This is a genomic window from Methanobrevibacter sp., from assembly GCF_045120835.1.
Lineage (GTDB): Archaea > Methanobacteriota > Methanobacteria > Methanobacteriales > Methanobacteriaceae > Methanocatella.
Genome location: NZ_JBGVFE010000091.1, coordinates 1 through 22002 on the forward strand (window position 1 = coordinate 1; position 22002 = coordinate 22002).

At 33.6% G+C, this 22002-nt stretch carries 16 protein-coding genes; 6 read left to right on the forward strand and 10 right to left on the reverse strand.

The genetic code is table 11. The features are described from left to right. Window positions 1–107: 107 nt before the first annotated feature. The 5 genes from ACJMLO_RS08100 to aroA all read right to left on the reverse strand — a co-directional run bounded on the left by ACJMLO_RS08100 (window position 108) and on the right by aroA (window position 4316). Window positions 108–488, reverse strand: coding sequence for a transcriptional regulator (locus tag ACJMLO_RS08100; protein WP_405295670.1), 381 nt, complete (start codon window positions 486–488; stop codon window positions 108–110). A gap of 12 nt (window positions 489–500) precedes the next feature. Then, on the reverse strand, window positions 501–1208 hold the full coding sequence (gene cysE, locus ACJMLO_RS08105; RefSeq protein ID WP_405295672.1) for a serine O-acetyltransferase: 708 nt from the start codon (window positions 1206–1208) through the stop codon (window positions 501–503). 66 nt (window positions 1209–1274) lie between these two features. Continuing rightward, window positions 1275–2222: a cysteine synthase A gene (gene cysK, locus ACJMLO_RS08110; protein ID WP_405295674.1), complete on the reverse strand. Its 948-nt coding sequence runs from the start codon at window positions 2220–2222 to the stop codon at window positions 1275–1277. 149 nt (window positions 2223–2371) lie between these two features. Further along, window positions 2372–3001: an endonuclease III gene (nth, locus tag ACJMLO_RS08115; RefSeq protein WP_405295676.1), complete on the reverse strand. Its 630-nt coding sequence runs from the start codon at window positions 2999–3001 to the stop codon at window positions 2372–2374. Further along, window positions 2994–4316: a 3-phosphoshikimate 1-carboxyvinyltransferase gene (gene aroA, locus ACJMLO_RS08120; protein ID WP_405295678.1), complete on the reverse strand. Its 1323-nt coding sequence runs from the start codon at window positions 4314–4316 to the stop codon at window positions 2994–2996. The genes nth and aroA overlap by 8 nt, the downstream gene beginning before the upstream one ends. A 281-nt stretch (window positions 4317–4597) precedes the next feature. On the opposite strand from aroA, the gene ACJMLO_RS08125 reads away from it, so the two are divergent. Continuing rightward, the gene (locus ACJMLO_RS08125; RefSeq protein WP_405295680.1) at window positions 4598–5341 is read left to right on the forward strand and encodes a CPBP family intramembrane glutamic endopeptidase; all 744 of its coding nucleotides are present in this window, start codon (window positions 4598–4600) and stop codon (window positions 5339–5341) included. 137 nt (window positions 5342–5478) lie between these two features. On the opposite strand, the gene ACJMLO_RS08130 is transcribed toward ACJMLO_RS08125, so the two are convergent. Beyond that, complete coding sequence (locus tag ACJMLO_RS08130) at window positions 5479–8124, reverse strand: C1 family peptidase (protein ID WP_405295682.1); 2646 nt, start codon at window positions 8122–8124, stop codon at window positions 5479–5481. A gap of 219 nt (window positions 8125–8343) precedes the next feature. Here ACJMLO_RS08130 and ACJMLO_RS08135 point away from each other — a divergent pair, with 219 nt between their 5' ends. Continuing rightward, complete coding sequence (locus ACJMLO_RS08135; RefSeq protein WP_405295684.1) at window positions 8344–8496, forward strand: hypothetical protein; 153 nt, start codon at window positions 8344–8346, stop codon at window positions 8494–8496. A gap of 113 nt (window positions 8497–8609) precedes the next feature. Here the strand turns inward: ACJMLO_RS08135 and ACJMLO_RS08140 are convergent, their stop codons facing one another. The 3 genes from ACJMLO_RS08140 to ACJMLO_RS08150 are packed head-to-tail and all read right to left on the reverse strand — an operon-like array spanning window position 8610 to window position 12818. Next, the gene (locus tag ACJMLO_RS08140; RefSeq protein WP_405295686.1) at window positions 8610–10745 is read right to left on the reverse strand and encodes a GH3 auxin-responsive promoter family protein; all 2136 of its coding nucleotides are present in this window, start codon (window positions 10743–10745) and stop codon (window positions 8610–8612) included. A gap of 15 nt (window positions 10746–10760) precedes the next feature. After that, window positions 10761–11057: an STAS domain-containing protein gene (locus ACJMLO_RS08145; RefSeq protein WP_405295688.1), complete on the reverse strand. Its 297-nt coding sequence runs from the start codon at window positions 11055–11057 to the stop codon at window positions 10761–10763. 12 nt (window positions 11058–11069) lie between these two features. After that, complete coding sequence (locus ACJMLO_RS08150) at window positions 11070–12818, reverse strand: MATE family efflux transporter (RefSeq protein ID WP_405295690.1); 1749 nt, start codon at window positions 12816–12818, stop codon at window positions 11070–11072. Window positions 12819–13063: 245 nt separating this feature from the next. On the opposite strand from ACJMLO_RS08150, the gene ACJMLO_RS08155 reads away from it, so the two are divergent. The 4 genes from ACJMLO_RS08155 (at window position 13064) to ACJMLO_RS08170 (ending at window position 19178) form a co-directional block, all read left to right on the forward strand. Then, window positions 13064–14995, forward strand: coding sequence for a PP2C family protein-serine/threonine phosphatase (locus ACJMLO_RS08155; RefSeq protein WP_405295692.1), 1932 nt, complete (start codon window positions 13064–13066; stop codon window positions 14993–14995). A gap of 43 nt (window positions 14996–15038) precedes the next feature. Continuing rightward, window positions 15039–16853 (forward strand): PP2C family protein-serine/threonine phosphatase, encoded by a 1815-nt coding sequence (locus tag ACJMLO_RS08160; protein WP_405295694.1) that lies wholly within the window; start codon window positions 15039–15041, stop codon window positions 16851–16853. A 58-nt stretch (window positions 16854–16911) separates the two neighbouring features. Continuing rightward, the gene (locus ACJMLO_RS08165; protein WP_405295696.1) at window positions 16912–17484 is read left to right on the forward strand and encodes a sugar O-acetyltransferase; all 573 of its coding nucleotides are present in this window, start codon (window positions 16912–16914) and stop codon (window positions 17482–17484) included. A gap of 491 nt (window positions 17485–17975) precedes the next feature. Beyond that, entirely contained in the window at window positions 17976–19178 is a 1203-nt protein-coding gene (locus ACJMLO_RS08170; protein ID WP_405295698.1) for a hypothetical protein, read from the forward strand. A gap of 64 nt (window positions 19179–19242) precedes the next feature. Here ACJMLO_RS08170 and ACJMLO_RS08175 read toward each other — a convergent pair whose 3' ends face one another. Beyond that, window positions 19243–21957: a valine--tRNA ligase gene (locus ACJMLO_RS08175; RefSeq protein ID WP_405295700.1), complete on the reverse strand. Its 2715-nt coding sequence runs from the start codon at window positions 21955–21957 to the stop codon at window positions 19243–19245. Window positions 21958–22002: the final 45 nt, after the last annotated feature.

Sequence of the window (22002 nt, forward strand, 5' to 3'; positions counted from 1 at the left end):
CTGCAGCCACACACCTAGCCACTCGGTAAACTTGCCAGTAAAACTAAAAGTATAATAAAATATTGGTGGTTAATAGTTTAAATACTTTACTATTTTTTCCAATATTTTTAGCATTTACTAACTTCAGAACCTAAACAAGATTCACAATCTTCCCCAAGTTCGGACTTGTCGATATTAAGCTGTCTTAAAACATCCACAGTTTCAACATGCTTACAAATAGCACAAGTTCTTCCAATTAATTGAGCTTTTGTGGCGGTTCCATCAGACAATTCCTTAGCAAAGTCCCGAATCAATCCTCTTACATTATCATCTAGCTTAATTCCACTACCACGTTTATCAGTAATGTACTGAGATACTGCAGGCTGAGTAATATCCATAAGTTCTGAAACATCTTTCTGTTTCATTCCCAAATTCAAAAGTTCCTTTGCTAATTCTGATCTGATTGCAGGTATTACATACCATACCACGATTTCACAAGGCGGTTTCATAAAAAATCCCTTCTATTTTTTAAACAAATCCTCTAAATCTTCTTGTTCATCTCTAATATCATCTGTTAAACAAATTTCATGTTTATCGAACAATATTTTAAAGCGTTCATCATTTTCTTGGAGGTGCTTTTCAAGAGTTCTGATTGCATCAGCAACTGGGTCGGGAAGTTTTCCATGGTCAAGATCGACTTCCTTGTGAGATACGCCTTTACGTTTAACAATGCGTCCTGGAACGCCCACACAAGTTGATTCCGGCGGAACATCCTTTAGGACAACAGCACCGGTACCGATTTTAGAATATTCTCCAATTGTAATATTTCCCATCACCTTGGCACCAGCACCAACAATAACTCCACGTTCAACAGTTGGATGTCTTTTGGTTTTTTCTGTACTGGTTCCTCCGAGAATTACTCCCTGATACAGCAATACATCATCACCAACTATTGCCGTTTCACCGACAACAACACCCATTCCATGATCAATGAAAACTCTTTTACCAAATGTCGCACCAGGATGAATTTCAATCCCAGTAAGGAACCTTGCTATATTAGAAATAATACGTGCCAAGAGCTTTAAGGAATGATTCCATAACCAATGACTTAGTCTATGAAATAATAAAGCATAAAATCCCGGATAGCAGAGAAAAATCTCTAATGTAGAACGCGCTGCAGGATCTTTTTCTTTAATAGCTTTAATTTCATCCCTCAAATTATTAAACATTTGGTTAAACCTCTAAGATTTAGATATGATTATAATTTTTATAACATATAGTATAAATAATTATTCTTATTCAAATAACCATTCTACTGAGAGATATCTTTCACCATTATCAGGTAAGATAGCAATTATTCTTTTACCTTTGTTTTCTTCTTTTTTAGCCAATTCCAATGCCGCCCAAGTTGCTGCTCCAGAGGAAATACCTGAGAATATACCTTCCCCACGAGCAAGTGCAAGCAAGGTTTTTCCCGCATCTTCATTTTCAACAGGAATGATTTCATCGATTACGCTTTCATCATAAATAGAAGGAACAAAACCTGCACCGATACCCTGGATTTTGTGAGGACCTTTTTCACCTTTACCAAGAGTTTGTGAGTCTTTTGGTTCTACTGCAACAATTTTAACATCCGGAACTTCTTTTTTGAGAACTTTACCAATTCCGGTTATTGTTCCTCCGGTTCCGACACCACCGATTACAATATCAACTTTACCTTCAGTGTCTCTGAGGATTTCCTGAGCGGTAGTTTCAGCATGGATTTTAACATTTGCGGGATTGTCAAACTGACCCAATATAATTGAATCCGGAGTTGCCTCATTAAGCTCGTTAGCTTTTGCGATTGCTCCACCCATTCCATCTGCACCAGGAGTCAATACCAATTCAGCACCTAAAACACTTAGGAATTTTCTTCTTTCAACAGACATGGTTTCAGGCATGGTTAAAATTAATTTATAGCCTTTAGCGGCTGCAGCAAATGCAAGACCAATTCCTGTGTTTCCACTGGTTGGTTCAATGATTGTTGAAGTAGGCTTAAGCAAACCTTTCTCTTCGGCATCTTCAATCATTGCAACTGCAACACGGTCCTTGACACTACCTGTTGGATTGAAGGATTCGATTTTTACGTCCACTTCTGCTTCCAAGTCTTCAGTTAAGTTATTTAATCTTACGATTGGAGTATTTCCAATAGCATCAGTTATGCTATCAAGCACTCCTCTTTTTAATTCTATAATATTTGCCATGATTTTTTCTCCTTATATTTAATTTATTTTAAGGCATATTAAAAGGGTTATTTTTAAGTCAATATAACATTCGTTATAATAACTATTGTTATATAACATTGTTTTACTTTATAAATGTTTTGGTTAAACTAAATTTTAAAAAGAAAAAATTAAATGTTTTCTTCAAAATAGTCACAAATATCGGTACATGGACAAATCTCACACTGAGGACCAATCGGTTTGCAGATATTCTGACCAAACTGTACCATCAAATCATTCAACTTAACCCATAAATCCTTAGGAGCTATCTTTGAAAGTTCTACCTCAGTTTCTTCGGGATCTTTAGTATCAACCAAACCCAATCGATTAGAAATTCTGTGAACATGAGTGTCAACCGGAATTGCCGGCAGGTCAAAAGCAAACACCAAAACACAATTTGCAGTTTTCCTTCCAACTCCCGGAAGTTTTACAAGCTCCTCCAATGTGTCCGGAACTTCACCGCCATACTGGTCAATTAGAATCTGAGAGACTTCCTGAATCCTTGCTGCCTTAACATTATAAAAACCCGCAGGTTTGATTAACTCCTTTATGTCATCTATTGGAGCATCAACAACCTCATAAATATCTTTATACTTGTTAAACAAATTTTCAGTAGCCTGGTCTGTATTTTCATCCCTTGTCCTTTGAGATAAAATTGTTCTAACCAATACCCTATACGGATTCTGATCAAGAAATGTCCTTATCTCAAATGTATTCTCAAGCTGATTTATAAGTTCAATTACACGCTCTTCCTTATTCATTTTTTAACTCCAATTCAAATCCAAGTTCTGCCATTGATTCAATGAAATTAGGGAATGACACATCAAAGACTTCCCCGTTTGTAATTTCAATGTTATGCCTAAGGCCAATTAAGCTGAATGCCATTGCCAATCTGTGGTCACCGTGGGAGTCTACAACTCCTGAAGTCACACCCCCAGTTATGCTCATACCGTCTTCCCTTTCAGTTAATTTACATCCAAGTTTTTCAAGTTCACGACATGTTGTATCTATCCTGTCAGTTTCCTTTACTCTTGCATGAGCGACACCAGAAATATTGGTTGTGCCTTCAGCCATTGCCGCTAAAACTGCAACGGTTATTAATAAATCCGGAGCATTTGAGAGATTGACATCAATTGCCTTTAAGTTACCCTCTGAAGCAATTTCCACATAATCATCGCCACGAATGATTGTTGCACCCATCTTCTGCAAAATATCAAGAATATATTTATCTCCTTGCTTGGAATCCCTAAATAAATTTTTGATTTTGGCTTTTCCACCATTAATAGCTATTAATGCAAGCAAATAAGACGCTGATGAATAATCTCCCTCGACAGTGTAATCGCAAGCAACATAATCCTGTTTTTTTACGACATATTCATCAATTCTGCATCCCTGATAATCCTTATCGCAGTTGTCATGCTTTAGATAATATCCCTTTAATGTTTTAACTCCAAATTTCCTCATTATATCCAAAGTCATATTAACATAAGGCTTTGACTTGAATTCCGGCAGAACATATAATCTGGTTCCATGTTCAGATAATGGAGAGGATATTAAAATTGATGATATGAACTGTGAACTGACATTTCCCATAATATTGGTTTCTCCACCACGATAACCCGGCCTGATTAAAATCGGTGCCTTATCATTATCATTTAAGGATTCGGTTTCAACACCCAAGGGCATTAATGCATTCATCAACAAACCCATTGGACGAGTTTTTAAAGAGTCATCACCGGTCAAAGTAACTTCATTATCACTTAACGCTGAAATGGAAGTCATTAATCTTAAGGTAGTTCCGGAATTTGCCAGATCAATTGGTTCAGCGGATGAATTGTGGAGTTTGCCTCCAGTCCCTATAATCTCCAAATAATCATCAGTTTTATTTATTTTAGCACCTAAAGCTTCACAAACTCTGATTGACGCTAAAGTATCTTCTGAATATAACATGTCATACAGTTTTGATGTTCCTTTAGCCAGACTGGCCAGAATTACTGCCCTGTGTGAATAACTTTTTGAAGGTGGTGCCTTAACAACACCGCCGATTTTCGAAATATTTTTTACCCTAAGATTCATCTTATCAACCAAAAAGATATTTTGCTTACCTATCTCTTCAAACTTTGCTATAATTATGTTTGAATTAATTGGTTAATTAAATTTTTGGAAGACATTTTAAGAAATGGATATAAACATAGTTTAACAGTAATATATGAACAGTTATTAAACTATTAATCATGACCGAAAAAGAAATTACAGAATATATAACATTTCCAAAAACTTTTGAAAAATATAAATGGTATAAACCGATACTAGTTTTCATTGTGGGCCTGGTAATATATATAATATTAAATTTAATATTGGCAGTAATTTTTGATGCAGTATATGGAGAAAACTTAATCAATAGCATCATGGAAGGAGGATATGAAGTTTTAAATACAGAACTGGGTGAAATTTTCAGTGATTTGGGAGTGATTATTTTGATTCCGTCACTTTACATTGCAACTTTAATCGTTAGGGACAGACCATTCTCTTCATATTCATCTTCAAGAGGCGGATGGAATTTCAAGCTCTACCTGAAAGCACTGATAATTCCGTTTGTAGCTTTCCTGATACTGGGAGGAGTGGAAGCTGCAATAAAAGGGCCTGAGGGAACTTATCATTTTTCAATAGGATTTTTAATAATTACCCTGATTTGCGTCCCTCTCCAGTGCATTGCCGAAGAGTACCTATACCGTGGACTCATTATGCAGACATTCGGATCATGGTTTAAAATACCTGTGGTTGCATTAATTCTGCAGGCAATAGTATTTGCAGTATCTCACGACTACAACCTATTTGGAAACATTGAAATATTATTTTCAGGAATTATTATGGGATTTTTAGCATGGAAAGCCAATGGTATAGAAGTGAGTTCCGCATTGCATACAGCAAACAACCTGTCCATTTCATTACTCATCATGCTGGGAATTCAGTCAGCAACCTCAAATGCAGAGCTGACAGATGTGGTAATATCCATTGTTTTTGAAGTAATTCTATGTGCAATTATATATTACATTGGTAAAAAAACCGAATGGTTCGGGGAAATCCCTGAAAACAGTTAAAATACAAGATTATTCAATGAATAATCTTTTTCTTTTTTTAATAATGAATAATGTGAGTGATTTTTTCCAGATATGTTAATTTTAGTCCAAAAATTTTAAACACCAGTTAAATTACTGTTGTGATGATTTCTACATCATCAACCCACAGTATAGACTTTAAGACAAACCGTTTTGTTTTCTAAACTAATATCACTCCATGAATTGCCGTCTTCACTGATTAAGGACATGTTAGGCATATAGTGCTGTCTTGAATAGGCCTGATATGGAAGAGCATTATTTTTAAATACTACTTTAAAATCATCACCGGTTTTAATTGGAACGTACTTGTCCAGAACTATAGTTTTAAATCCTGCAAAATCACTGATTCCACTTTGATTGTGAACTTTTTGCCCATTCACATAGATGTCAAACGAATATTGGATTCCGGACTCGTTGAAGTAGGTTCCAACAGCACCAATGTTTTCGGAATATTTTGAGGTGAACTCGTTTGAATATTGAGTGTATTTTCCATCAAACCCGCAAAGACCGGTTAAATCTGTTTGGTAGTTTACATGATAATCATTGTCATTTTCAAATATGTATGATACCGCTGCCGGCTGAGGCACGATTGCGTTCATGTCCGGCGCTAAAAATGAAGGATTATAGTATGATATCCAGACATAACCTCCCTGACCCATGAATGTTCCCTCATTTTCGCTTAACTTACTATTTTCTGAATCCTTTACAAGCCATGCCCCATTTCCTTTAGGTATTGTTCCCTTTTTAACTCCATCAGTTCCATTAAAGTTTTCAGCAGGATAATTATCATCCCAACCTACTACCGGAACAAAATGCACGTTTCCCGCTATGTCATCAACAGTATAATCTGTAGCATTATAATTAAATTTATTAATGGAATACTGGGCAGATGCTGCACCATTATTGATTACAGCACTTTTAAGCAGTTGATTTGTATCGTTTCTTCCGCCAAAGACAATCATTGCATCTTGAAGATGAATTCTCTCATCTGTTTGAACAACACTGGAAATCATACCCCTTTCATCAAACGGATCGTCTTTTGAAGTGACAATCCCATACCAGCTTAATGAATGGCCCAGCCCACTGTATGCAAAGCCCGTATGATTGTTTCTAAGGTCTCCTTCGGAATAATATTTCAATTGAAGATTATTAATATTGTCTTCTGATAGGTTGTATAGTTTACCGGTTGATTTTAAAAGTGAGGATTCCAATGCCGCTGCAGTGGCAAATGCCCAGCATGAGTAGCTGTCCCCCTGGTATTTAATTGGGCTTGTCCATCCTTTTTCACGACTGTCAAACTTGGAAGGCAGTTTAGTGACAGCACTGCTGTTATTAACCAGGTTAAGGTGTACTCCCTTGTTTTCAACAGAGGTTATATAATCCGTATTGTTCATAAGAAATTTATCGGTTGAATTGACTTTTTTAATAGCAGAATCGCCGCTTGCAAAGTTTCCATATATTGCAACTCCTCCGTTTTTAAATGTTGAATCATGAACCTTGGCGGCAGCATCATTTGCATAAATTATGCTTTCATTGCCGGTGGCGTTTGAATTTACATTATTTCCAGTGAAATTTGAATTTCCAATTGTTAAGTTTCCATAATCAAAATAAACCGCTCCGGCATTAGATTCTGCACTGTTATTTATCAAACTGCAATTGTTTAAGGTTAGATTGGTCCAGGTAGTATAGATTGCCCCACCAAGATCATTTGCTTTGGAATTAATAAAATTTGTGTTGGAAATATCTATCAGCCCACTTTGGGCTACAAAGGATCCTCCAAATCCTGAAACAGAATCGGTGAAATTACAATTGGATATGTGCATAGGACCTGACTTATATTCATCGTCAGCGCTGAAATCCATATAGACTGCGCCTCCATCATGATTTGAGGAAGTATTGGAGAATGCACAATTGTCAATTATCATATCTTCGCCCTGTCGATACAAAAAAGATTCATTTCCTAAGTTTGATTGAACCATATAGTAGGCTCCAAGAATTGCGCCTCCGCTTAAATCGGAATGTACATTTCCAAATGTTGAATTTTTAACTGACAGGCAAACCCCCTTGAAATTAACTGCCCCATATTTAGTGCTTATATTTTCAAAAGTAGAATTTTCAATAAACAAATCATTTCTGTCAACGGTTATAGAAGCTTCCTTATAATCAACATTATGGAAATGAGAATTATAAACTGCAGTATTTACATACGATGCAGCGAGGACGCTTGAATCAAAATCACAATTATTTAAAATCAGATCATGTGATTGTGGCACCTCAAATGAACTCGAATTATCTCCAGGATTATCGTTGGTAAAATTAACATTGTTTAAGTTGAATTTACTCCCCAAATCAAGTGAGACTGACATATTGCAGTTAACAAATGTCAAATCATTAATTGTAACGTTTACATTTGGATTTGGAAAATTCAATGAAACTGTCTTGTTGGAACAGTCTATAACATGATTATTACCATTTATCACAAAATTGTCTTTAAAGAAAATCAAAGTCGATTCATTATCGCTTTCACCATACTTATAATCATTTTTCATATCAAAAGTATCATTACAATCTTTCATATCCTTAGATAAATCATTAAATGATTTATAATCTGTTCCCAATAGTTCTCCTATCCAATCATTAATATTGAAATCAAACGGATTAGATGAATCCGCATCATTGTGATTATCACTTGCTAAAACTGTTGTGATGTTGAAAATGATGCATATTATAAGAATAATTACAAGATATTTTGATTTAATCTTCATCCCCTTACCTCACCATTCAATTATATAATAGTCTATACCTACTTATTAATTAATTATATTGTTTTTAATGATAAGTCCAAACAACACACGAATAACACTGTAAAAGTATCAGAAATAACATGAAAAATAAGAAAAAAGAAATGAATTTGGTCGAATTTTAACCAAAAAAATTCCGGCTCCCAAATAGGTTTAGTTAAATTCATTGGAGGGTGCATTGTTATGGGTATTCAGTTGGGGATAGTCAGCATAATTACAGATTTGGTTATATTTGTGCCTTATGTTGGATTCATTGTATATTTATGTTTTGTCATACCTGTAATCTATCTAATATACAATTATTCTTTAGGACTGCACTATTCTGATTTATCATAGGGGAATGGCGAAGATGATAATTTAGAGAAATTTGAAAGAGAACTTCAATATATCAAATGGATTGCTACATTGAACAAAGGAAAAATTCTGTCTAAATTGAGAAATTGGACGAATTAAAATATCTTTTCAATGGTTAGAACATTATGATTGTTTTCATAATTATAATCAATCTTATCTACATTTTTCCGAACTATTGTTAGTCCTAATCCCCCAATCTCCCTTTGATCTGCATCAAGAGTCAAATCAGGAGTCTCCTTGTTGAGAGGATTGAACTCCATTCCCTCATCTATAAAACTCATTATTATCTTCAAAGGACTTTCCAAAAGTGCATATTTGATTTTTATTTCTCCTTCTTTTTCATATGCATAATTACAGATATTTATAAATAATTCCTCAATAACCAATTCCAATTGCAATATGGACTTCATTGGAATTCCTTTATATTCGAGGAATTCTTCAATTCTTAATAAAAGTGAATCTAAATTGTCCACTTTAGATTCTAAAACAATTTCTTCCATATTTAAACCCCTGGCTCGATCTAATTCTTCATCAATTAAAATATTGAAGAAATTCAAATCTTGTTCATCCCTTAATATTCTAGGAGGTTTAACTTGAGCGGGAGAAGTTCCTCTAGCAACTTTTAATTCTTTATAGAGTATATAAGTTTCCGGTTGCAACAAATGAAGCTCTGTTTTTCCAAGTAAAGTTTTTTCAATTTTATTGCATAAAACCGGGTCTGTTGCACAGAAATTCTCATTCAATCTTTCCTGAAGAATTTCTTTTGTTAGGTCTTCAGGAAAATCCTCCACTTCCATCAAATAGACATATTTCATAGGCGATGAGCCGCAATCGGCATAAACTGAAAAATCGACTAAATCAAATCCGAAATCCTTTTCAGTTTTATATGCTGCCGCCCTTAAGTTTTCTTCATTAACCTTCTCACCAGCCAAACTTAAACATTGATCCAGCCTATATAAAAATTCAATCTTTGGTGTGTCATTATATCTTCCGGTACAGCGAACAACATCCTTCATCCTGTAACGGTAAAATCCGGACAGATTAGTAGTAATGACCTCATATTCTTTTCCTTCTTCCAGTTTATCCAAAGTCACGATTTTACTGTAGTCCCCATCGGCATCCAATGGCAAAAATTCATAAAACATGCTGTCAGGTATGAGAATTGCATCACGACTGTTCAATTCTGTGAAAAGTGAAAATATGCCTTCAGATGCAGTTAACCCTATTATTGCAAAATTAAAGTCAGGTCCTGTGAAATCTTTTATCTTTTCAAGATAATTCGCAAAACCTCCACTTCCACAACCTATTAGAAGCAGCATTCTTGGCCAAATTTTAGGAACGATAGGTTCATCAAAACCTTCTTTGAATATTTTTCTAAGTTCTTCTGCTCTTTCAGGCATCGGTTCGATTTTTCCAAGTAAACTTTTGCGAACTTCCTCCGACATCTTTACAGAATCGTCAACAGTGCCGTTTTCAATATCCCTAACCAAGAGTTCCCAATTACCTTTAATGTAACGTAGAACTTCTAAAAACAGACTAACAAAACTTGTTATTGTAAATGAAATGTCCGGATTGATTAGTGCAAAACGTGCATTAATATAACGAATGTCAGTTCCAACCTGAGGAATTAAAGCTTCAATTGGAGAGGTGGTGAACTCAGATATTTTATCACCAAAACCACTCATTATCTTGCCTGAAATAGAGCCATAAGTATCACCAGATGGCAATGTAGATATAGAGAGTTCAGTTAAATTTAAAAATGGATATTTAATCCAGTCAAGGCCGACCTTTTCGGCAAACAGATTAAACAGATAAGCATAATTATATTTCATATTGAGTTCCTGATTAAGAGAGGAAGTAGGTATCCTTTTAGGGTTTCCCATTGTACCTGATGATTTTGCATAATGATTTACTTCATAGGATGTCAATAGATTTTTCTCACCATTTTCAGTCATCCTATAAATATAATCCGCATAGCTATCATAATCAGTTATAGGGACCTTATTTTGATATTCTTCAACACTTTTAATGTTTGCAAAATCAAATTTTTGGCCATACTCAGTTTCCTTGTTATCCTCAAGAATTTTCATCAATAAATCAGTATTATATTTCATAGGGTCCTGTGTCATGACATCCAATGATTCACGAACCTTATTCCCATTCGAAATACATTTTAAGTAAAATTGTTCTGGAAAGGATAATTTAGAAATATCTATATTGCTTAAATCCATTATTCAACCTCATACCTATTCGATTGTCAATATATCTACGAATCCAGTTGATTCAAATACCTCCATCACAATATCCTGAACATTGGTTACTTTCATAGACCCCTGTTTGTTCATTTTCTTTTGAGCAGACAGGATTATTCTAAGCCCAGCACTTGAAATATATATTAGTTCAGATAAATCAAAGGTCAACTCTTCAACATCAGTTAAGTCATCTTTTAGCGATTCTCTGAGTTGGGGGGCACTTTTTGTATCCAATCTGCCAACCAATTTAACATCTAATTTTTTTCCGTCTTTTTGCTTTTCTATATCCATAAATTCACCGATCTAATTTTTAGGAATGATAATCTTGTTGTTATTTAATTTAAGATTATGATTATAATTTATATCTGTTGAAAAGTTTTTGATAATCTTAATTCCATAAAACTCCTCTTTTTTCCAGTAATCTCCTCCCATATCAAAAGGAACACCATTATCCTGGAAATAAATAATGATTTCTTCCGTATTTTTGTAAAGAATCCGGATATTTAAATATTTATTTTTATCAGATTTATATGCATGGGTAAGAATATTATTTCCCATCTCTTCAAGAAGCAACTGTATTTTCAGTTTAGTTTTATTATCCAAGTCATTACCCTTCAGTTTTTCATCAATATTTTCTACGATATCCAGCAACTCCTCTTCAGATTCAATATATGCTGTAAAAGTGTCTTCAGATGGAAATTCATTTTCTTCCACAATAACAAAATCGCCTAATGATTTGGGGAATTTTTTAGTCTTTAGTTTGATTATGAACGGCAAACTAATCAATGTAACAATTTCACACAATACGAAACTTATCCAGATACCATCCCCTCCAATTAGAAATGAGAATATGCCTGAAAATGCAGATAAGAATAAGAAACTATGGGCAAAGCTTATGTAATTGGCAATTTTTAGCTGTTGTGTTGCATTATAAAAGTTTAAAAAAATGAAGCATAATCCAGAAAACGGCAAAGACCATGCAAATATTCTAAGGCCCCTTACTGCAGTACCATACACCTCGGGATTATTTCCAAACATATTAACGAAATACGGAGCGAAAATAAACAGCAATATGGAAATAATAAAAATGAAAATTAATGCATATTTTATTGATATTTCAAGTAACTGTTCCAAATGTGTTTTATCATTTTCACCATAAAATACACCGCCTAATGCTAAAGTAGTTGATCCAATTCCAATGCCGACACTGCATAACAATACATAAACGTTTGATTGTACGGAAAGTGCACCCAAAAATATTACTCCTCCAACCATCGCTCCCAAATTATTTGTAATTATTGTTCGAAGCATGTTATAAACTTGATTTAAAGCTGTAGGAAGTCCGGATTTAAATATTTGGGAGAGTTCCATTTTAAATTCCAAATTTTTTTGGAACTTATATGAACTTTTTTTTGAGAGAAAATGCATTAATAGGAATAATGCTGTAATTGAAGTGCTTAATGCGGTTGCAAGTCCAATACCAAATATATCCATTTTTAAAATCAATACGAATACAAAATCCAAAATAAGATTTAATATAAATAATATTAAACCGGCATAAAGGCCCAATAGAGGATAACCATCGATTCTTGAATAGTTTACAAAAATATATAAAAACATCAACGGCAAAATTCCTAAAAACAATCCTCTCATAATTGATACTGTTGCAGTGAACGATTCGCTGGAAGCTCCAAGTATCTGAGCAACATCTGATGAAAAAACAAGCAATAAAGCTGTTAAGATTACACCGGCAATAAATGCAACAATACATGTCACTGAGAAATTGTTGTTGACTCTATTTTCATCAGCCATATTATTGGATGCGACAATGGATCCTCCAAATGAGAAGATGTATCCTATCGCCAAGTTGGCATAAATAATGGGCATTGCCAAACCGAATGCCGCAAGACCAATCTTGCCAAAAAAATTGCCGACAATTATTCCATTAAGAAGAACAGTCAGAATAGTGAGTACAACAGATATTACTGTGCCGAATAAATAGTTTTTAAAAAAGAAATTCAATAATTTATTTTCACTACTCAATAAATTCATAATTCTACCAGCTGAAAATATACACATTACTATTTTTAAGTTTCAAAATATATATATATCTATATCAATTTTCATTTCATTTCCAATTTCAATGCTGAAGACTAACAGATTGAAAATTATTTAAAGAAATCGAATTAGAAATGTAAATTAAAAAAGAAATTCCAATTCGTTCGACAAAATACAAACATTTTTTAAAAATTAATTGAAAAATGTTATATATTTAAATATTCAAGATATATAATTAGATGGTTCCCGAAAAGATAAGAAAATTATTCAACAATACAACATTCATATTCATTTTCACATTTTGTGTTGAATTGATATTGAACTACCTATTTGAATACCAAAGGATAGGCGGAAATTTTATATTTATAGATATGGCTTTTGCTCCAACATTTGGTTTAATGTTTGGTCCCGCAGGAGCTTTGGGTTTTGCATTTGCAACATTAACTGGGGAACTAATAGAGGGAATAGGTTTTCCTACTCCGATTATTGATTTTGCAACCACCTTTTTCATTTCAATACTCGCATATAAATTATGGTATTCAATACTTAATAAAGGAAAAATAGACACTCCAAGATTTAACTCAACACACAATATCGTTAAATTTTTTTCAATAACTGTAATTGTTTCAATTGTATACTTCGCATTACTGGTCATTTCCTTTTCGCTCTATCCTGGTTTAAATTATACATATTCCGTTACCGATGTAGATTTTAACGTGCCATATCTTCTAAATATAATCACATTTTCCATAGTGTTTGGACTATTGCTGATTAGCTCTTTCAATATCCTTAAAATACCTTTACGAACTCCTAAAAGAAGGATTACAAAAATTAATATAAACCCATATTATCTTTTAACAGTACTTTTAATATGCGTTGCTTATATCATGTTTAAGGAATTTATTGTGAGTATTAGATTTATAAAGCATATTTTCTTCTTTGTTTTAATAGTAACTTCAATATTGATATATTTCAATTCTTTCGATGTGGAAATTAAAAAGGGAAATGACAATTATTCAATTATTGAAGAAATAATACTGATATTTTTAATCATCATTACCATTACAATCGTATTGAACTTCGGATACTTCAAGATGTTAATCCTTTCGATTGCCCCTGGACTAGACCCGTCATATCAGCTTTTACTAATGGTTTCATTCACAAGCGTGCTAATATTATTAATTTCCTTAATCCATATCCGATACATTGAAAAAACTATCACTGATCCTCTTTATGCCCTAATCAATACTGCAGACAATTACTTTAAAGCCGAAAATAGGGGCGAGACAATTGTCAAGGTGAAAAAATACATTGGAAAGGACAGTATCGGATTATTGGCCAATTCATTTGTAAGGTCATATTATAAGATTAAAAATAATCTAAATCAAATTCAGATAACAACTTCCGAAAAGGAAATATTTAAAACAGAATTTGATATAGCAAGCAAAATCCAATCAAACATGGTGCCATATAATTTCGATGATTTTTCAGAGCATGAACCCTTTGAAGTCTATGCCTCCATGAAACCTGCAAGTGAAGTTGGAGGCGATTTCTATGACTATTTCAAAATCGATGATGACAATGTATATCTTGTCATAGGCGACGTTAGCGGTAAAGGGATTCCTGCAACCTTATTTATGGTCAAGACAATGTATCTAATAAAAAATCATTCGAAATTTAATAATGACCTATCTCAGATGATAGAAAAGGTAAACAATTTGGCCTATGAAAGAAATGATGAAGAGTTGTTTGTAACAAGCTGGATTGGAAAACTGAATTTGAAGAGTGGAAAATTGTCTTATGTTAATGCCGGACACAACCAGCCCTTAATTAAACATGATTCCAATGATTTTGAGTATCTGGATACTCGTCCGAATTTGGTCATTGGAGGAATGGAAGACATGAAATATACAGAACATGAAATTAATTTAAACCCTGGAGACATGATATTCCTGTATACTGATGGAGTAACTGAAGCCAATGACAATTATGATGAATTTTATGGAGAAAATCGTTTAAAAGAAATAATCAATAAAAATAAAGATGAGAAATTAAGCGACATAATAAATGAGATCAATAAAGACATTAACAAATTCTGCAATAACAACGAACAATTTGACGATACCACAATGATGATTATAAAATATCAAGGGCGGGTGGAAAATGATTAGTAAAGAACTTTTTAAATCACGAAAATTTATTATATTAATATCCATGATTGTAAATATAGCATTTATTTTAATCGGATTCCTCTGCTTCGATAATAATTCAATCCACTTAGAATTATCATCCTTACCCACATTAGGCTTATTGTTAGGTCCATACTCAATATTAGGATTTACCATAGTTGAAATCATATATTGGGTCTTATTTTTGGACATGACCAATCCTTTAACAATACTGCTGAGCGCTTCAACTATTATTGTATTGGGAATAATACCTTGGAAACTGTGGTACTCAATAAAGCATAAAAAAGGTTTTGAAATACCAAATTTAAACAGTTTTTTCAATTTCCTTAAAATAATAATAATTATTCTAGTCATGATTTTACAGACATACCTGTTCACCAATCAGATATTTGACCTGACCATCAAATTGAATCTTGAAAGTTATTACATGATATTTGTATTGGGAATAATCCTTCTTTTGTTGGGAATTGGAATATTCGGAAAATTAAATGTTGCAGCATATACTCCAAAAAAACAGTTCAAAAAGATTCTGCCGATGAGAATTTATGATTTGCTCTTCTTGATTTCAATAATTCTTTCAATATTTACATTAGCAAATTCAAATATTTGGTCTTTGGCCTTCGTTTTATTGTTATCAACAATTTTCTTATTTAAACCATTTGATGAGGATGTTTATAAAATAAACAATATCCAAGAACTTTCAATGTTTTATAAGACATTCATTTCAATATTCGTTGTCCTAATTATAATCCCTACAATTCTATTGATCTCCTTAACAATAAGCGGATTTTACGAATACAATGTTACATCTGAATTTTTAAATTATCTGATGATTATATCCGGGTTCTTCCTGGCCATTTTAATACCATTAGTAATTTATATGTTATTTTTGGAAAAACAGGTTATAAAACCGATTAATCAATTATCCTCATATCTTTCTGAAGAAATAAGTGATGATAACGATTTAGAGGATTTGGTTAATAATCTAAATTCGATTACAGTTAATAATGAAATAAAATCATTATCTGACTCCTTGCTTAACATGCAAAAGGAATTCGTAGTCTACTCCAACAACCTATTGGATTTAACCAAAGAAAAAGATAGATATGAAACAGAACTCAAATTAGCTCACGAAATTCAATATTCAATGGTTCCAACAGACTTTGAAGAGTTCAATGAAAATAATAATTTAAGTCTTTGGGGATTTATGAAAGCTGCACGCAAGGTTGGAGGGGACTTCTATGACTATTTCAAAATCGATGATGAAAACGTTGGATTTGTAATAGGCGACGTTAGTGGAAAAGGTGTGTCAACTGCCTTGATCATGGTAAAAGCAATGACATTAATTCGTGATTATGCCACATATTATTCAGATCTATCCGAAGTATTCTATGAGGTCAACAACGAACTCTGTAAAGACAATATTGAAGAATTGTTCATCGGTTGTTGGCTTGGAAAACTTAATACAAAAACCGGAGAATTATCTTATGTTAATGCAGGACACAAAAAACCATTAATCAAACGAAATGAGGGTAATTTTGAGTTCCTGGATGCAAAACCTGGACTGCTTTTAGCTGGAATGGAAGATATACATTATGAAAAACATGCCCTGCACTTAAAACCTAATGATTCATTATTCCTATATACCGATGGAATCACTTATGCAAACGACGGGCATAACGGATTTTATGGAGAGGAGAATCTTCAAAAAATCATAAATCAAAATAAGGATAATGAACCAAGCATCATTATAAAAGCCATTGAAAATGATATCAACAAATTCTGCAACAATCAAGAACTCGTTGACGATATAGCAATGCTTATCATTAAAATGAAGTGATTGAAAGTAATTTCTAATACCCATAACTCTTTTAATTTAAATTGACAAATATTTGTCTATGAAAGAAATTGAAAAAATGAAAGCAGGATTAGAATACTGTTACGACGATGAAGAAATCTCATTAATGAAATTAAAAGCGATACAAAATGCCAACATATTCAATTCACTTCCAGAAGATGATTTGGACAAACAGCATGAAGTTCTAAAAGAGATTTTAGGTTCCGTAGGCGAAAAGGTTTGGATAGCAAAACGCTTCTGTTTTGATAACGGAAAAAACATTTTCATTGGAAATAATTTTACAGGAAATTTTAATTTAACAATTCTGGACATTAAAGAAGTTTACATTGGCGATAATGTTATGATTGGTCCAAATACATTGATAACTACTGTCAACCATCCTTTAAACCCACAAGCCCGAAGAGAGCATATGGCTCAGGGAACTGAAATCAGAATAGGCAATGATGTATGGTTGGGCGGCAACGTTACTGTTCTTCCAGGAGTTACCATTGGAGACAATGTCGTTGTTGGCGCTGGAGCAGTCGTAACAAAAGATATTCCTGACAACAGTCTGGCTGTAGGCGTTCCTGCAAGAGTCATTAGGAAATTAGTCGACAGAGATGAGGAATATTGAATTACAACAGAAATTAAAAAAATATGGTCAATGAAAACCGAAAGGACCTCCACTAGTTATCCTCATCTCCACTGTTTATTTTTAATATAAGTAGTATATATACTTTAAATAGACTAAAAACAATATTTACTTCCGCCAATAAATTTTTTAATAAACATCTAACTATTTCTGCAAAATCAAAATAAAAATATCGGAGATGAGTTTTTGTATGCATGTCAGAAAGGAATTTATTTGAAAAAAAGGAACCCCCAAAAAGTCAATGAAGCACAATTCCTAAATCAAATGAAAAAAGAGATTAACTCATCTCCATTAGTTATTTATATAATATCTACTATATATAGTTTAAATAAGTAAATAACAATATTTACATTGGAATATTAAATTTTAAAGCAATTACAATATTGTTTTTAAGGTATTGCTCAAGAGAAAATATCAACATTTAAATAATTCCACTAACAATTTATACACATATACCAAATTGTGGTGATACAATGAGTGAAAATATTAAAAAGGATTTAGCTCAAGCAAAAAACAATTACCAAAGCAAAAACTATAGTGATGCAAAAGATCTATATGAATCCCTTTATTTGGAACATCCTGAAGCGTTTACAATCTGGGATAAACGTTTTTACAGTTGGGCGCTCTATCAGCTTTATGTAAAAAATCCTGAAGACGAAACAGATTTGTTTGAAGCAGTAGATTTAATTACAGAATTAGTAAATCAGGAAAATCAATCAAAAAAAGATGGAGCTTGCGCATATACCATGTCAATGATGAAGCTTCTTGATTATTTATACAAACAGAAGGACTATGAGAATATTCTTATTTGGGCAGACAAGCTCAATCCCGATTATTTAAGTACAAAAACTTCTTCATTTACAACCAGTGATGGAAGAGATGTAAAACTTGCATCCAACAAAGAGAAATATTACAACTGGCTTTCAAAATCACTTCAGGAAGTCGAGGACTATGATGAATGCTTAACCGTTTCAAAAGAAGCTTTAGAAAAGTTAAGTCATTTTACAAACAACAGTGACGTTTGGTTTAAATGGAGAATTGCAAGGTCATGTAGGGAACTAGCCGAATATGACGAAGCCATTGAATATCTGAAAGACATCTACAAAACAAAAAAAGATTGGTTTATCAAATGGGAAATCGCTGAAAATTATTTCTTCAAAGGTGAAACAGACAAATCTCTTGAATATGCAGTTTCAGCAGCACTTAGTCAGGGAGACAGTGATAAAAAAGTCAAATTGTATTCACTTTTGGAAGATTTGCTTGAGGAAGACAATCCTGAAATCGCCTTAAAACACGCTTATCTAATCTATTCAATCCGTCTGCATAAAGAATGGGGAATTGAAGAAGATTTAAAGGAAAAAATTCTTGATGCCGGATTTGACACTGAAAACACTGAATACTGGAAAATCGAAAAAGAACTTAAAACATTCTGGAAGGAATTTAAATTCAAAAATCAAGACCCAAATTACGGCGTCATCAATAGGATATTCCCTCATGGAAAATCAGGATTTATCAAGCGAGATGATGGAGAATCATATTACTTCAACAGATTTGAATTCAAGGGCGATCCGAATAAATATAGGGAAGGCGTGAAAGTCTCATTTTATCTAGAAGAAGGTTATGACAAATCAAAAGACGAAGTAAAATTAAATGCAATAAACATTAAGGACATTTAACTGAAGATAGATATTTCCAATTTATCTTCATTATTTTTTAAAAAAAAAAGTTTAAGGAAAGTAATTATCTAATTACTTCCACAATCATGTCTAATTTTTCGGACTGCAGGATATCAACCTTTTTACCAGATGCTCCAACAATCTCCTTTTTAATATTCAACATATCTTCAGGAACTACAATTTCACCGATTGTCAGTTCATGATTTTCCTCTAAAACGGAACCGATTTCATCGATATCAGTAGATTTTAGATAACCGATGATTTTGCCTGCGTCACCCTTGAATGTAGGTCCTATTTGAGACATGTCAGGTTCCACTTCAATGATTTTTTCATGAACTTCAGGCTTTCCGGCACTGATTGCCAAATTATTGATTTTTAAAGTTCCTTTCAAATCATCATCAAACTCATTGAATATTTCAACCAAATCTTCGTCTGAAGTGTAAACGTTTACTTCTGACAATTCGGCATTCAATGGTATTTTAGATGCTGATTTAAATCTTCTCACTTCATCAATCAACTCAACTGTAGTTTCACCTTTGTTTTCCATTTCTGCACTGATCAATTCTTCATGAACTTCCGGCCATAATGTTGTATGGATTGATTCATCTGAGAAGTATTGATAAACCTCTTCTGTAAAGAATGGTGCTATTGGAGCAAGTAATTTTAGAGATGTTTCCACAACTGTTCTTAAAGTGTATTTTGCAGCTTTACGTGATTCATCTGAAACATCAGTATATAATCTGTATTTAACGGCTTCAATGTATTCATCACAGAAATCATGCCAGAAGAATCTTTCGATTGGAGTGATTGTTTGTGCAAAGTTATATTCTGCAAATGCACTATCAACAGTTTTATTTAAGTTATTGAGTTTTGATAAAATCCACAAATCAATAGGACCCAAATTATCCTTAACATCTTCGTAATCAATTTCCTCATCAAAAATCTGCATGCTGATGAATCTGAATGCATTCCAGAATTTTCTCAGGAAACGGTATCCGTGCTTAATGTCTTTCCAGTCAAAAATTACATCAGATCCAGGTACACTGTTTGCGGCCCAAGTCCTTAGTGAGTCTGCACCATACTGTTCAATTACCTCTTCAGGTCCAACAACAAACTCAGGTCTTGATTTGGACATCTTGTTTCCATCTTCACCAAATACCATACCGTTGATTACAATATCGTCAAACGGCTTTTGACCTGTTAAGGCAATACATCTCAAGGTAGTGTAAAATGCCCATGTACGGATAATATCGTGTCCCTGTGGACGGATATTTGATGGGAAATGATTTACATAATCCTCATCAGGCCATCCTGCAATGGATAACGGAGAAATGGATGAATCCATCCAAGTATCCAAAACATCCTCTTCTGCGATAAACTCTTCACAGCCACATTCACATGCATGCTTTGGCTTATCTACAGTTGGATCAATCGGCAAGTCTTCTGCATCTGGCAATATGACTTTTCCACAGTCTTTACAGTACCATACAGGTATAGGGGTTGCAAATATTCTTTGTCTTGAAATACACCAATCCCATTCCATGGAATCTGCCCAGTTTACCATACGAGATTTCATGTGTTCAGGAACCCATTTCATTTCATCTGCTGCAACCTTTGTCTTTTCAATTAAATCACGTACTGCTACAAACCATTGCTTTTTGACAAGAATCTCAATTGGAGTTTTACATCTCCAGCATTGACCTACATTCTGGTCAACCTGCTCCTGTTTTAACAGGTAACCTTCGCTGTCCAAATCTTCGATGGTCTGTTTTTTACATGTCTGCAAGTCCATTCCTTCATATCTGCCTGCAGCACTTGTCAATGTACCTGTCTCATCGATTGCATTGATAATCTCTAAATCATATTTTTGAACCCAACTTACATCAGTCTTATCCCCAAAAGTACAAATCATTACCGCACCTGTACCGAATTCGGGATCTACCTCTTCATCAGCAATGATTTTAACCTTCTGATGTGATAATGGAACTTCAACATATTTTCCTAAAAGGTGTATGTATCTTTCATCTTCAGGATGAATTACAACGGCAACACAAGCAGACATTAATTCAGGACGAGTTGTCGCAATCAAAATGCCTTCATCTTTAGGGTCTGCCTGTTTACCTGATGCTTGTGAAGACACTATATCCTCATATGAATCATCAACTGCAGGAGGGAAGTTAACATAGTTTAAAAATGTGGTATTGTCAGAGTATTCAACCTCTGCAAATGCAATCGCTGTTTGACAGCGAGGACACCAGTTTACAGGGTGAATTCCCTGATAAATCAGCCCTTCATCATACATTTTCAAAAATGAATATTGGGTTTTTCTCATGTATTCTGGAGTCATTGTTACAAACTCACGAGACCAGTCCTGGGAGTAACCCATCGCTTTCATGTCCTTTTTCATGCTTGCAATGTTTTTACCAGTTAAATCAATACAATACTGTCTGAATTGTGCTCTTGAAACATCATTCTTATTGATATTATGAGTTTCTTCGACCTTAACTTCAGTTGGAAGACCATGGCAATCCCAACCCTGAGGGAATAAAACATCAAAGCCTTTTTGTCTTCTGTATCTTGCGTTCATATCAATGTAAACCCAATTTAAGACATGCCCTAAGTGAATAGAACCTGTTGGGTATGGTGGGGGAGTATCAATAATGTATCTAGGACGAGATCCATCTCCAATGTATTTGTAGATGTTTTCATCTTCCCATTTCTTCTCCCATTCTTTTTCTTTTTTAAAATCATAGTCTTTAGGAATATCTTCTTTTGACATATATTTTCTCCTAATAAGTAAAGTAAAAATAATATTATTAAATAT